The following is a 13080-nucleotide window of genomic DNA, read 5'->3' on the forward strand; positions in this document are numbered from 1 at the left end:
GATTGAAACACAAGAAAATGAGCCTTTAAATATGAAAAATGGAGAATCGCACCCTCACAAGGGTGCGTGGATTGAAACGGAATATATGGAAAGAAAATAAATGAAGATGGTACAATCGCACCCTCACAAGGGTGCGTGGATTGAAACTTGGCAGGAATTGAAACTTGCTCGAAAACTGCTTATCGCACCCTCACAAGGGTGCGTGGATTGAAACAAGAACTCTCTTGCAGTTGTAACACTACAATTTGATATCGCACCCTCACAAGGGTGCGTGGATTGAAACGACCACTTAGCCATATCCAAGAACCGACTAACTCAAATCGCACCCTCACAAGGGTGCGTGGATTGAAACATTACCTCCTGGATTTTCTTTCTATATTCTTCAAATCGCACCCTCACAAGGGTGCGTGGATTGAAACACAAGTAAGATCTAAGACTAAAGCAGAAACTGAAAGATCGCACCCTCACAAGGGTGCGTGGATTGAAACGTTTTACCTTGCACATCTCCCAACTCTCTTATTATATCGCACCCTCACAAGGGTGCGTGGATTGAAACATTAAAAAAATAGTTGACAAAAATTAAAAAAAAAGAATCGCACCCTCACAAGGGTGCGTGGATTGAAACAGTTCTTCTATTTCTGATGCTGTGAATTCTGTTCATCGCACCCTCACAAGGGTGCGTGGATTGAAACAAATAATTTTCTACCATTTCAACAGTAAATACAAATCGCACCCTCACAAGGGTGCGTGGATTGAAACGTAGAAGGTCGCTCTATGGATTGGTATAGTATGCATCGCACCCTCACAAGGGTGCGTGGATTGAAACCTATTTCATTTTTTGGTATAACTAGATTTTCTGGTATCGCACCCTCACAAGGGTGCGTGGATTGAAACACGACTTTATAATTGTTTTTCTTTCTTATTACTTCTATCGCACCCTCACAAGGGTGCGTGGATTGAAATAAACTCATGAGTAACGAAGTTAAGATGGCAACACATCGCACCCTCACAAGGGTGCGTGGATTGAAACGTTGCACTCCCAACGTTCAGCAAGTTGTTTAGTAGTTATCGCACCCTCACAAGGGTGCGTGGATTGAAACATTTAAAGATATAAGGGAGTTAGAATTTGCCCCAATCGCACCCTCACAAGGGTGCGTGGATTGAAACAATCTAAAGGCCGTACTACAAGCATTAGGATTTGATAATCGCACCCTCACAAGGGTGCGTGGATTGAAACTAAACACTACACATATGATAGTAATTGTTACTATTATCGCACCCTCACAAGGGTGCGTGGATTGAAACAATAGGTTTACTAGGAATTTTCTCTTGTACCCATACATCGCACCCTCACAAGGGTGCGTGGATTGAAACAAGAGTTATGCCATAATCAAAACCTGTTGCGTTGTTATCGCACCCTCACAAGGGTGCGTGGATTGAAATTATCTACTGTTAAGTTGATACTAGGGTTAAGAGATGTATGGATAGAAATGTGTGAGTTTAAGTATAAATTAACAAATGGTACTATATTTTTAATTTATATTATGTTAATATACAAGTATAAACAAACTATGTTTAATGTTCATAAAATTTTTAGAGAGGTTATTTCATATATAATGAAAACGTTTGTTTAAAATATTTTTTAGATTTTATATATTATATTTTAATTATATTATTTTAGTGTTTTTTAAGTGTATTATTTTATAAGATAAAATATTGTGTATTTTTAATGATGTTTTTCGTTTATGTATGATTTATTTTCATTATATTTGGAAAATAGTTTATTATTCATCTTTAAGAAGAACAAATATATTAAGATATGGAAGTATGTGTAATACTATGCTTTAATGTCATGATTTGAACATTATTAGTTTATATATTTTTTTATAAAATTTATAATTTAGGTGTTTATAAATTTATCATTATGCGTTACAATATGTACATTACTAAAATGAACAATATACAGTTTTAGTTTTAAGTTGGTTAAATGCTTGATTAAACTTAGTGTAGATTTGTGGAAGAAATAAGTTTTATATAAACTAGTTTATGTTTAGTGATTTGTTATAATTATTTTTTTATTTATAATAGTTTATATTTTAACAAAGTATGTAAAGTAATTGATTTTTTATTATATTAATTTATTTTTGGAATTGAGGTGAGAAATGAGAAACTCAATAGAATATAAGGTTTGGGGTAGATATGCGCTTTTTTTTAATCCTATTATGAGGGTTGGTGGTGAGAAGTGTTCTTATCAAGTACCTACTTATCAGGCTTTAAAGGGAATTACTGAGTCAATTTATTGGAAGCCATCTATTACTTGGTATATTGATAAGGTTAGGATTGTAAATAGGATTAGTACTCAATCAATTGGGGTTAAGACGAAGAAGTATAGGGATAGTTTTAAGGAGAATGATCTTTCTAATTATTGTTATTTAAGAAATGTTGAGTATCATGTTTCTGCTCATTTTGAGTTTAATAAAAATAGGCCTGATTTGCAAGATGATTGGAATGAAAATAAGCATCATAATATTGCAAAAAGAGTTCTTTCAAGGGGCGGTAGAAGGGATATATTTCTTGGTACTCGTGAGTGTCAAGGTTATGTTGAGCCTTTTGATTTTGATGAGGGTGTTTCTTTTTATGAAAATCTTTCGTCTATTCCTTTAGGTACTATGGTTCATGGTATTAATTATCCTGATGAGAATATGGATTCTTCTTTTGAAATAAGACTATGGCAGCCAGAGATGGAAAAAGGTGTTATTTATTTTAAGAGGCCAGAGGATATTAAGACTGTAAGAAAGATAAGAAAGTTTAGAATGAAAAAATTCTCTCAAGATAATATTCAAGATGTAGATGATTTATATGAAGAAATTTTCTATGAGGGGGAATGATTGTGGCTCTTTTAGAAAGTTTGTATGATTATTATGAGCTTATGAATTCTTCTAGTAAGGGTTCTTTGAAGCTTACTAATTATGGTTTTTCAAATAAGAATGCTTATATTGAGATTGTTATTAATTTAGATGGTGATTTTTTATTTGCAAAAGTTGTAGATAAAAAGGATCTAAGGACTATGATACCTGTGTCAATAGAGTCTCAAAGTAGGACTAGTGGAATATTTGCTCACCCACTTTTTGATAATTTGCAGTATTTATCTTCTGATATTGTAAATTATATTAATAAAAAAAATTGTAATAAGAAGTTATATAATGATCTTTCTAGGGGACTTTATTTTAAATCTTATTTGAAAGAGAATGAAAAGTGGATTAATTTTATTAGATATAATTCTGATGTAATTTATAATTTTGATCCTATGGAGGCTTTGATTTATTTAAGGGCAATTAATGTTTATATTAGAAAAAAAAGTATTTTGCAAGATTTAATTAAGGAAGATGTATTGCATTTGGATAGTGAGGGCTTTTTGTCTAATTATTGTAATAGTAAAAAGAGTGATTTATCTTTAGTTATTTCAAATGTAATAAAATCTCTTGTTAGGTTTAGGGTTTTAAATAATGGTAATATTGTTGAGGTTGAAAAAAATATAAGTATCCAAAAGTCCTATGGATATTATTTGAATTTAGCTAATCCAGTTAAGGATTATGATTATATTACGGGAAAGTATATGGGAATTACGCTTAAGCATCAAAAGTGTATTTTAAATTCTTCTTCTCCAGCAAAGCTTATTTCAAGTAATGATGAGAGAAATTTTACTTTTAAGGGAAGGTTTGTTAATCCTGTTGAGGCTTTGTCTATTGGACATGAGGTAAGTGAGAAGTTACATAATTCTTTAAGATATTTAATTAATAGTAGTGGTTTTTATATATTTAGTAAAGTTTTTTTGATTTATTCTAATGAAAACTACTCTTTTCCAAATATTTTTAAAGATTGTTATTACATAGAATCTAGTTATGGAGTTTGTATTGAGTCTTTATATATTGATTATATAAATAGTAAATTTATTGAGTTTAAAGATATAAATTTTAATGATTTTGATAGTAGAATACATCTTCTAGTCTTGGATTCACCTACTGCTGGTAGGATTTCTGTAAATTATTATAGTGAAATGCTATATGAAAATTACATTTTAAATATTGAGAAATGGTTAAAGAATACGTCTTGGGAATTTTTGAGAATAAAAAATAAAAACAAAAATTATATTTATAAGTCTCCTTCTATTAAGGAGATTATAAGGGCTTGTTGTGGTGAAAGAAAACAGGAAAATTTATACAAAAGTACTCTAGAAAGAATTTTTAGAAGTATTAGTGAGGATGAAAATATTTCAATTGATTTGTTAAATATGTTATATAGAAATGCTACTAATCCAATGCTACTTGATGATTTGTCTTGGAGGAGATTTTTGTCTACAACTTGTGCTTTTTATAAAAGTTATTATAGTAGAAAGAAAAATAGGGAATATACTTTAAATATTGATTATAAAAATACAAGTAGGGATTATTTATATGGTAGGCTTTTAGCTATTATAAATTTTTTTGAGGAAGATTTTTATAATTTACAAAAAAAAGAGGTTAAATTTACAATTGTAAAGAGAAATATGCAGTTTTTCTCAAAAAGCCCTTGTAGAGTTTGGAATATGGTGTATAATCAATTTTTACCCTATCTAAATAATTATTATAAAGATTTAGTCGCAGATGTGATATTGTCTTTTTCTGGTGAGGATTTTTATAATAATGGTCCATTAAATGGTGAGTTTTTACTTGGATTTTATTCTCAAGAGTATGAGATGAGAAATAATAAATGAAAATATATAGGAGTAGTTATGGCCTTAGATCACAAGTATGATTTTATTATGTATGTAACAGTAAAAAAAGCCAATCCAAATGGGGATCCTTTAAATGGGAATAGACCAAGAATAGATTATGATGGATTTGGTGAAATTTCTGATGTGTGCTTAAAAAGAAAAATAAGAAATAGAATGATGGATTTAGGCGAGAGTGTCTTTGTCCAATCAAATGAAAGAAAGATTGATAATTGTAAGAGTTTACAAGAGAGATTTGAAAAAATACCAAGTCTAAAAACTGAAAGCGATCCTGATAGGATTGTAGAGATTGCAAGTAGTATTTGGACTGATGTTAGAAGTTTTGGACAGGTTTTTGCCTTTGGTAAGAATGCTAATAATAAAAAGGGTATTTCTGTTGGAATTAGAGGACCTGTAAGTATTCATACTGGAATAAGTGAAGAGGTTGTTGAGATTTCTTCTATGCAAATTACAAAATCTGTAAATAGTGTCTCTAATAAAAAAAATCCAACTATAAGATCTTCTGATACTATGGGAAATAAACATAGAGTTGAGTTTGGTACTTATAAAATTGTGGGAAGTATTAACCCGCAACTTTCGGAGATAACTGGTTTTAATGAGAATGATGTTGAGATTCTTAAAAAGTCTTTACTGACTATTTTTGAAAATGATGCTTCTTCTTCAAGACCTGAGGGTAGTATGGAGGTTAGTAGACTTTATTGGTTTAAACATAAAAGTAAAATTGGAGATTATCCTGCCTCAAAAGTGCATAAATGTGTTAAACTAGAGATACAAGATCCAAATTTAAAAGATTTTAATAGGTATAGAATAGTAGAAAATATACCTAATACCTTTGAAAGAAATGAAAAAGGTGACTTAGTAGAATTGAATTATAAATAATACTTATATTTTTACTATATTAGGATCTTGCTTAGGATATAGTCGCACCTTTTTAGGTGCGTGGATAAAAATATCACATATTATATGTGAAAATAAAGCAATTGTCGCATCATTAGATGTGTGGATTAAAACAACTTTTCCCCAAGCCGTAAGGCCGCATCCTGCTTAATTAGATAAGCCCGTATATGATACACTTTTCCCCCTATAGCGATGTTAAACAACGATATATTAAGTGTAGTTTTAAGTGGGGTGCGTGGATTTAAATGTTATTATTATATTGAAAAATTATTTTTTAATATGCATTATTAATTTTGGATATTTTCAATTTTAATAATGATAATAAAAAAAGCAGTTATATAACTGCTTTTTTTATTTGTTTAAATTTTTAATTAGTAAAATTATATTAAGTATTATTCCTACAAAGAAAAAAATATATGCCATTGGAATTAAAAAGAAAGGTTCTATTAAAAATCCATTTGTATCAATATAAGATCCTTTGATATTATATGAAATAAAACAAATTGCTGTTAGTATAAATGGTATAAATCTAATTATTTTTTTCATTACTATTATCCTCTATATATTCTAAAATATCTCCTGGGCTGCAATCTAGCGCTTTACATATACTATCAAGTGTTGAAAATCTAATTGCACGAGCTTTTTGGTTTTTTAAATTTGAAAGGTTTGCCATTGTAATGCCCACTTTTTCAGATAGTTCTGTAAGTGTAATATTTCTTTTTTCCATAATTTTATCTAAGTTTACAATTATAGCCATTTTATCACCTACACTGTAAGGTCATTTTCTTCTTTTATAGCTATTGCATTTTCGTAGAATTTTGCTGCTATAAAAAATAAAAGAGAAAGTACAATTCCTAAAAAAGGAAGGATTATTGATGGGATTATTGTAAATGCATATAAAAATATATTAAATCCATAATATAAAAATATATTTATTAATGGATATAGTACTGATAAGATTAAAAATATTAAGGATATATTTTCTAGTTTTTTTACAATAATACTATTATAGTAATTTTCTTTTTTTAAGAGATTTACAATTTTATTTAAATGAAAAATTATAATTGTATAGGGGATAGAAAGTGTATAAAAGGAGATTATTCCTATTATGAAACTTTTTTGTTTTGGTATTGCTATTAGACTACTATCTCCATAGAGTACTTTTAAAAATGTAGTAAATATTCCTGGAAATAAAAGAAGTCCAAGAATAGTAAATGCTAAACCTATTTTAACTAAATAATAAAGTATGTTATTAGCTTTTTTCATATTGCCTCCTTATCGTTTAACGATAAATAAATTATAGCATAGTTTTATCGTTTGTCAATAAATTTTGCATAAAAAAAGAAGTGATTAATCACTTCTTTAAATAATCTAATAGTATTTTATAGACTTCATCTTTTTCTTTTTCATTTAATATTTCATGACGCATATTTTTTAAAAACTTAAATTTAATATTTTTAAATCCTGCATTTTTATAAATTTTATAAACTTTTAAGACACCTTTTTTAAAGTTTCCAACGGGATCTTCTGCTCCTGATATAAATAATATTTCTGTAGATTTATTGCTTTTATTAAGTCTATTTTTATTATTTATTTTTAGAAGGCAGTTTGCAAGAGTTTTATATCCATTTACTGTAAAGTCAAAGTTACAATAGGGATCATTTTCAAAGGATTTTATATTTTCTTCATTAAAACTAATCCAGTCATGTTTATTTCCTTTGACCATTCTTGCAAATTTATTAGTAGTAAGATTAACTAAAAGTTTACTTGTATATTTTTCACCTTTTAAAATGGCGATAATACTAGATAGTGTTTTTAATGTGAAGGCTGAGATATTATTTATATATCCAGTTCCCATTAAAACTATTTTTTCTGTATTATATTTTGAAATATAGTATCTCAATATAAAAGATCCCATACTATGACCGATATAGACTATTGGTAGGTCGTATTTTTCTTTTAATATTAGAGATAGTTTATTTACATCATCTACTGCATATTCAATTGTATCTCCTGTGCCAAAATATCCAAGATAATCTGTAGATTTGCCATGACCTAAGTGGTCATTTCCAGCAAATATTATATTGTGAGCATTTAAAAATTCTGCAAATTCTTCGTATCTTTCTATATGTTCGCACATGCCATGAAGCATTTGAACAATTAAAGTAGGTTTTTCGCAGTCATATATTAAGGCACGAATGTCATTTTTTTTATTTGAGGATTTAAAATATATTTCATTTTTCATAGTTTTTATTTTTTCTCATTTATATTAGGTAAATTAAGTTAAAGTAATATCCGAAACTTGCAAACATTATAAAATAAATAGCTAATGATACAATTCTTTCAAAGTTAATTTTGTATTTATTAATATAAAGTTCTACTAAGCTAACTATACTTGAAAATATTAAAACAAGCAAGCTTGCTTCTAAAAGTCCCATTATTACAAAAAATACTATTTTTCCATTTGTAACAATATCACATAAAAATGTGAAACTTACAGCAATAACTAAACATATAGCAAAAATAATTTCTGCTAATTTTTCTCTCTTCTTCCAAAGCTTAACGTTCATTTTATTTCATATACTCCCTTAATGATTTTAGTAATGAGTCGCTTGTCAAATCATAAAGTAGTGGTGTAACTGTAGCATAACCATTTTCTAAATAGTGTCTATCAGTATTTTCTTTATTTTCACTTTTATTTCTACCATGAAGCTCTAGTGAATATCCATTTTCTATTTTAAATGTAGTGTATTTGTCCATTACAGAGCCACCAATTTTGCAAGTTTTAATACCTTTTAAGTCTTCATATTCAAGTTTTGGTGCATTTACATTTAAGACTATTGCATCATTAATTTGACTATGAACTTTTTCAAAAATTTCAATTGCAACTTTTGATGCAGTTTTATAATTAGTATTTTCTCTATTATATTGTGCTGAAACAGCAATTGATGGTATTCTAAATACATTTGCTTCTATAGCTGCTGAAACTGTACCTGAGTACAATATGTCCATACCAGCATTATATCCAAGATTGCATCCTGAAAAGCAATAGTCAAACTTATTGCCATATATTTCAAGTGCTGCTCTTACACAATCAGCTGGTGTTCCTGATACGCTATATGCATCTAAATTTATTTCTTCAATGTGAACTTTTTTTACGATTAATTTTTTCATTAATGTAATAGCATGGCTCTTTCCAGAATTTTGTTTTTCTGGTGCTACAATTGTTACATTATAGCCTTTTTCTAATAATTGTCTTCCAAGTTCAGCTATTCCTGGTGCAAAAACTCCATCATCATTTGTTAATAATATATTCATTTAAGCCCCCTTATTATAGTTCATACATAGTAGATGCACATTCTCTTTTGGCAACTTCTAAAATATAATCAGTTCCTTCGTTTATGTTTTTATTTAAAAGAGAATTTCTTACAGTTCTTGATGCAACACTAGGTAGATTATTGTCCTCTGATAAATGTGAAAGCATAACAATTTCTTTATTTCTTTTTAAAAGTTTTTGTAGCATATTTGATGTATTTTCATTTGATAGATGTCCATGATTAGATAAAATTCTTTGCTTTAAGGACCAAGGATAACTTCCACTTAAAAGCATTTCTTTATCGTGATTTGCCTCAATAAAATAAAGGTCTGAATCAGATATTTTTTCCATTATATTTTGGTCAACAAAGCCTGTATCTGTTACAAGTGATATTTTTTTATTTCCAGTGATAGTAAAACAACTACCTTTTGAACAGTCGTGAAAAGAATTAATAGGTTCTATATATAGATCTTTATATTGAAATGGTTTTTCGTTTTCAAAAAAGAAAACATTGTTTGGATCTATTTCCTTTGTAGTAGGAATCATTGAATTAAAAGTATCTTCATTTGTAAAAACTTTTAATTTATGTCTTCTAGCAAGTACACCAACACCCTTAACATGGTCAATATGCTCATGTGTTACAAATATTGCATCAATAGATTTTATATCTACATTAATACTGTCTAAAAGATTTTCTACTTTTTTTCCAGAAAGGCCGGCATCTATTAAAATTTTTGTATCTTTGTACTCAATGTATTCACAATTTCCACTAGATCCGCTAGCAAGCGAACAAAATTTCATGTCATTACCTCCAGAAGATTATTCTAACACATAGTATTATTTTTGTTAACAAAAAATACTTAAATTTGAAAAATTGTTTATTTTAAGGGATTTGCTTAGGATGTATTGAAAAACATTCAATTAACAAGTATAATTTTATATTAATAGAAGTTATTTATTTAATATGAAAGAAAGAAGGGGAAGTATGAGTGTTTTAGCTCAAATAGGTGTTTTAATGGTATCCCTTTTAGTCGGTACGCTTTTACGACTGGTAATACCATTTCCAATACCTGCAACTGTTTACGGAATGATAGTATTATTTATATTATTAAAAATCAATGTAGTAAAGGTTGAAAAGATAGAACCTGTATCTAGTAGATTACTTGCAAACCTTGCCTTTTTATTTGTTCCAGCTGGTGTTGGAATGATAACAGAGTTTAAAACTCTAGAGGGAAGTTTAGTAAAGGTTTTATTAATTATAATAATAAGTAATATTATTACTTTTATTGTAACTGGGCATGTAGTTCAGTTTATTCAAAGGAGGTTGAAGAAGGAAAATGACTAATAATCCTTTTTTTGGAATTTTACTTGCGATTATTACTTATGAATTCGGAGCATATCTTGCTAGAAAGACTAAATCTCCAATTGCAAATCCGCTTTTGATTTCTATAATGCTTTCAATTGCATTTCTTCAAATCTTTAAGATCCCATATGAAGATTTTAAGATGGGTGGAGAGTATATTAAGTTTTTATTAGGACCTGCTACAGTTTGTATGGTAGTACCACTTTATAAAAAACTAGACATTTTAAAGAAAAATATAGTAGCTGTATTAGGTGGTATTTTTGCAGGTGGACTAACTTCACTAATTACTGTTTTAGTTATGTCAAAGGCATTTAATTTAAATACTGAATTAATTTATTCAATATTACCTAAATCAATTACTACTGCTATTGGTGTTGATGTTGCTGCTGAGTTTGGAGGACTTCCAGCTATTGCTGCTTTTGCAATTGTTTTAACTGGAGTTTTTGGAGCTGTTGCAGGACCTTCAATATTAAAGGCTGTAAAGGTAAAAGATCCTGTCGCTGTTGGTATTGCTATGGGAACTGCATCTCATGCTGTTGGAACTTCAAAGGCTATGGAGCTTGGAGAAGAAGAAGGAGCAATGAGTGGTTTATGTATTGGAATTTGTGGAATAATAACAGTTCTTTTAATGCCAATATTTGTAAGCCTAGTTTAATTAAAAGATAGAATGTATTTATTATTAATTTAATAAATACATTTTTTTTGTGATTTTTTATGATTTATGAAAATATTTTCTTGAAATGTTGAAAAATACACATTATACTATTATTGAGTTAATTTATAATTTAGCGAAGGGAGAAATATGCACACATTATATCAATTTGGGGTATATATAGGTGTTTTATTTGCAGGTCTTGTCCTAAGAGAGATAATTCCCGCAACTATTCCAGCGCCTGTATATGGGATGATTTTATTATTTTTATTATTAAGTTTTAAAATTGTAAAAGCAGATAGCATAAAACCTGTAACTACAAGACTTCTTGACATAATGCCTTTTTTATTCGTACCAACTGGAGTTGCTATGATAAATGAAATGGACAATGTTAAGGGAAAGGTTTTGTTAATACTATTAATGCTTTTTATCACAACTTTTATAGTTTTATTTGTAACAGGCCATGTTGTACAAATTGTACAAAGAGCTTTAGAGAAAAGAGAAGTTCTAGAGGAGGTATTAGATGAGTAGTAATCCACTTTTTGGAATTTTGCTTTCAATTATTACTTATGCAATAGGTACTTTGATTTCTAAAAAAGTTAAAAGTCCACTTGCAAATCCGCTTTTAATTGCGGTTATATTATCTATGATTTTTTTATATTATACTGGAATAACATATGAAGACTTTTATGTTGGAGGAGAATACATAAACTTTTTATTAGGTCCTGCAACTGTTGCTTTAATCGTTCCATTATTTGAACAAATTCATATTTTAAAGAAAAACTTTATTGCTATTTTAGCTGGAATTTTAGCAGGTAGTGTATCTGCTTTACTTTCTGTAATGTTTTTTTCAAAATTATTTGGATTTAATTTTCCACTTACAATTTCACTTTTATCTAAATCAATTACTACATCAATTGCAGTTGAACTTACAAATGAATTTGGTGGAATGGCAGCTATTACTGCTGTTGCCATTATGCTTACAGGGATTCAAGGTGCAATTTGTGGACCTAATTTCCTTAAAAAAACTGGTGTAGATGATCCTATTGCAACTGGTATTGCCATTGGAACAGCAACTCACTCCATAGGTACATCAAGAGCTAGAAAAATAGGAGAAATAGAAGGTGCAATGAGTGGGCTTTCTATAGTTGTAGCAGGAATAATAACAGTGGTTTTAATGCCAATGATAATAAAATATGTATAAAAAAAGACATAGAAATATGTCTTTTTTTTAATAGTTGTCTATTTCAATATTTTCTCCATCAGTAAATTGAATTCTCCAAGCAGGAATTGCACGTCCTCTTTCTGCCTTTGTAATATCTTCTACATAACCTTGTTCTTCTGGATCAAAATAATAGCATTCATCTATATTTTTAACTGTTTTATTGTAGTAGTCGTTGTCATCTAGAAGTGTAAGTAGAGCCTTTGCAGCAGGCATTAGATGGACTTCTGACTGTGATATATCAGTTACATTAAGCCATAGTCTATCCATTGATATGACGCCTCTATTATCTATTACAAAATTTGTATAAGATCTTTCTAAAACAATTCCATCATGAATTTTTGAGAAGTTTATAATATATTGATTGTCTGATTTTTCAGTATGAGTTATTTCCATATCTCTTGTATCAAAGCCATGTTCTAATAGAAAATCAGTTGCTATATCTTGAGCTTCTGATATTTTTGTAAGATTATATTCTTCTGTCATACTAGAATCTTCATATCTCATTCTTCTATTGTTCATTATTGTAATTAATTTTGTTGCATAATTTACTTTTGAAAAATCCGTACTTGGATTTTCAACATTTCCAAGACTTTCAAAAAATTTACTATTTAATTCATCTGGATTATAATTTTCAAACTCAACTCTTAAAGTTGGAAGTTTATTTTCAGATCTTGGAATGTAAGAATTAACTTTAATTCCCTTTTCTGCTAAGAGTTCAATAGTTTCATTTGCAAAGTTTTTAGATCTAGAACTATCCTTTGTAAGATTATGATTGTAAAAGTTAAATCCAAATAGTGTAATATTTGTAATCAATAGAGCAACTATTAATATACTTTTTGCCTTTGCCCAATCCATA

The 13080-nt window shown here is 28.8% G+C and carries 15 protein-coding genes and 1 CRISPR repeat array (1 of these 16 running past the window's edge); of the genes, 7 read left to right on the top strand and 8 right to left on the bottom strand.

The features are described 5' to 3' along the window. Positions 1-1443: direct repeats of the CRISPR family, unit length 33 nt; unit sequence ATCGCACCCTCACAAGGGTGCGTGGATTGAAAC (it extends 160 nt beyond the left edge of the window). A 719-nt stretch (positions 1444-2162) separates the two neighbouring features. The 3 genes from cas5c to cas7c are packed head-to-tail and all read left to right on the top strand — an operon-like array spanning position 2163 to position 5650. Beyond that, the gene (cas5c, locus tag J2Z71_RS00255; RefSeq protein ID WP_210059841.1) at positions 2163-2888 is read left to right on the top strand and encodes a type I-C CRISPR-associated protein Cas5c; all 726 of its coding nucleotides are present in this window, start codon (positions 2163-2165) and stop codon (positions 2886-2888) included. A 2-nt stretch (positions 2889-2890) separates the two neighbouring features. After that, positions 2891-4753, top strand: a complete 1863-nt coding sequence (locus tag J2Z71_RS00260) for a type I-C CRISPR-associated protein Cas8c/Csd1 (protein ID WP_210059842.1) — start codon at positions 2891-2893, stop codon at positions 4751-4753. An 18-nt stretch (positions 4754-4771) separates the two neighbouring features. After that, complete coding sequence (gene cas7c, locus J2Z71_RS00265) at positions 4772-5650, top strand: type I-C CRISPR-associated protein Cas7/Csd2 (protein WP_210059843.1); 879 nt, start codon at positions 4772-4774, stop codon at positions 5648-5650. 369 nt (positions 5651-6019) lie between these two features. On the opposite strand, the gene J2Z71_RS00270 is transcribed toward cas7c, so the two are convergent. The 7 genes from J2Z71_RS00270 to J2Z71_RS00300 form a co-directional block, all read right to left on the bottom strand. Next, positions 6020-6214 (bottom strand): DUF3955 domain-containing protein, encoded by a 195-nt coding sequence (locus J2Z71_RS00270; RefSeq protein ID WP_210059844.1) that lies wholly within the window; start codon positions 6212-6214, stop codon positions 6020-6022. Beyond that, positions 6198-6425 (bottom strand): helix-turn-helix domain-containing protein, encoded by a 228-nt coding sequence (locus tag J2Z71_RS00275; RefSeq protein WP_210059845.1) that lies wholly within the window; start codon positions 6423-6425, stop codon positions 6198-6200. The genes J2Z71_RS00270 and J2Z71_RS00275 overlap by 17 nt, the downstream gene beginning before the upstream one ends. 8 nt (positions 6426-6433) lie before the next feature. Further along, complete coding sequence (locus J2Z71_RS00280; RefSeq protein ID WP_210059846.1) at positions 6434-6934, bottom strand: DUF2975 domain-containing protein; 501 nt, start codon at positions 6932-6934, stop codon at positions 6434-6436. Between the two features lie 88 nt (positions 6935-7022). Next, positions 7023-7913 carry an alpha/beta fold hydrolase gene (locus J2Z71_RS00285; protein WP_210059847.1) on the bottom strand — a complete coding sequence of 297 codons (891 nt, stop codon included), beginning with the start codon at positions 7911-7913 and terminating at the stop codon, positions 7023-7025. A 19-nt stretch (positions 7914-7932) separates the two neighbouring features. Then, a complete protein-coding gene (locus tag J2Z71_RS00290; protein ID WP_210059848.1) occupies positions 7933-8238 on the bottom strand; it encodes a hypothetical protein in 306 nt (101 codons plus the stop codon). 1 nt (position 8239) lies between these two features. Beyond that, entirely contained in the window at positions 8240-8986 is a 747-nt protein-coding gene (surE, locus tag J2Z71_RS00295) for a 5'/3'-nucleotidase SurE (RefSeq protein ID WP_210059849.1), read from the bottom strand. A gap of 13 nt (positions 8987-8999) precedes the next feature. Continuing rightward, entirely contained in the window at positions 9000-9785 is a 786-nt protein-coding gene (locus tag J2Z71_RS00300; protein ID WP_210059850.1) for an MBL fold metallo-hydrolase, read from the bottom strand. Between the two features lie 184 nt (positions 9786-9969). Between J2Z71_RS00300 and J2Z71_RS00305 the strand changes: the two genes are divergently transcribed. The 4 genes from J2Z71_RS00305 to J2Z71_RS00320 all read left to right on the top strand — a co-directional run bounded on the left by J2Z71_RS00305 (position 9970) and on the right by J2Z71_RS00320 (position 12203). Then, positions 9970-10329, top strand: coding sequence for a CidA/LrgA family protein (locus J2Z71_RS00305; RefSeq protein ID WP_210059851.1), 360 nt, complete (start codon positions 9970-9972; stop codon positions 10327-10329). Further along, a complete protein-coding gene (locus J2Z71_RS00310) occupies positions 10322-11002 on the top strand; it encodes an LrgB family protein (RefSeq protein ID WP_210059852.1) in 681 nt (226 codons plus the stop codon). The genes J2Z71_RS00305 and J2Z71_RS00310 overlap by 8 nt, the downstream gene beginning before the upstream one ends. 147 nt (positions 11003-11149) lie before the next feature. Continuing rightward, complete coding sequence (locus J2Z71_RS00315) at positions 11150-11530, top strand: CidA/LrgA family protein (protein ID WP_210059853.1); 381 nt, start codon at positions 11150-11152, stop codon at positions 11528-11530. After that, the gene (locus tag J2Z71_RS00320; protein ID WP_210059854.1) at positions 11523-12203 is read left to right on the top strand and encodes an LrgB family protein; all 681 of its coding nucleotides are present in this window, start codon (positions 11523-11525) and stop codon (positions 12201-12203) included. Before J2Z71_RS00315 ends, J2Z71_RS00320 begins: the two co-directional genes overlap by 8 nt. Before the next feature lie 27 nt (positions 12204-12230). Here J2Z71_RS00320 and yycI read toward each other — a convergent pair whose 3' ends face one another. Continuing rightward, positions 12231-13079: a two-component system regulatory protein YycI gene (gene yycI, locus J2Z71_RS00325; RefSeq protein WP_210059855.1), complete on the bottom strand. Its 849-nt coding sequence runs from the start codon at positions 13077-13079 to the stop codon at positions 12231-12233. Position 13080 lies beyond the last annotated feature (1 nt).

The sequence above is a fragment of the Peptoniphilus stercorisuis genome (assembly GCF_017874395.1).
Classification (GTDB): domain Bacteria; phylum Bacillota; class Clostridia; order Tissierellales; family Peptoniphilaceae; genus Anaerosphaera; species Anaerosphaera stercorisuis.

Bases quoted from the DNA above. Each gene is read 5' to 3' on its own strand.
- cas5c (WP_210059841.1), top strand. From the start codon at position 2,163: ATGAGAAACTCAATAGAATATAAGGTTTGGGGTAGATATGCGCTTTTT.
- cas7c (WP_210059843.1), top strand. From the start codon at position 4,772: ATGGCCTTAGATCACAAGTATGATTTTATTATGTATGTAACAGTAAAA.
- J2Z71_RS00270 (WP_210059844.1), bottom strand. From the start codon at position 6,214: ATGAAAAAAATAATTAGATTTATACCATTTATACTAACAGCAATTTGT.
- J2Z71_RS00275 (WP_210059845.1), bottom strand. From the start codon at position 6,425: ATGGCTATAATTGTAAACTTAGATAAAATTATGGAAAAAAGAAATATT.
- J2Z71_RS00280 (WP_210059846.1), bottom strand. From the start codon at position 6,934: ATGAAAAAAGCTAATAACATACTTTATTATTTAGTTAAAATAGGTTTA.
- J2Z71_RS00285 (WP_210059847.1), bottom strand. From the start codon at position 7,913: ATGAAAAATGAAATATATTTTAAATCCTCAAATAAAAAAAATGACATT.
- J2Z71_RS00290 (WP_210059848.1), bottom strand. From the start codon at position 8,238: ATGAACGTTAAGCTTTGGAAGAAGAGAGAAAAATTAGCAGAAATTATT.
- surE (WP_210059849.1), bottom strand. From the start codon at position 8,986: ATGAATATATTATTAACAAATGATGATGGAGTTTTTGCACCAGGAATA.
- J2Z71_RS00300 (WP_210059850.1), bottom strand. From the start codon at position 9,785: ATGAAATTTTGTTCGCTTGCTAGCGGATCTAGTGGAAATTGTGAATAC.
- J2Z71_RS00305 (WP_210059851.1), top strand. From the start codon at position 9,970: ATGAGTGTTTTAGCTCAAATAGGTGTTTTAATGGTATCCCTTTTAGTC.
- J2Z71_RS00310 (WP_210059852.1), top strand. From the start codon at position 10,322: ATGACTAATAATCCTTTTTTTGGAATTTTACTTGCGATTATTACTTAT.
- J2Z71_RS00315 (WP_210059853.1), top strand. From the start codon at position 11,150: ATGCACACATTATATCAATTTGGGGTATATATAGGTGTTTTATTTGCA.
- J2Z71_RS00320 (WP_210059854.1), top strand. From the start codon at position 11,523: ATGAGTAGTAATCCACTTTTTGGAATTTTGCTTTCAATTATTACTTAT.
- yycI (WP_210059855.1), bottom strand. From the start codon at position 13,079: ATGGATTGGGCAAAGGCAAAAAGTATATTAATAGTTGCTCTATTGATT.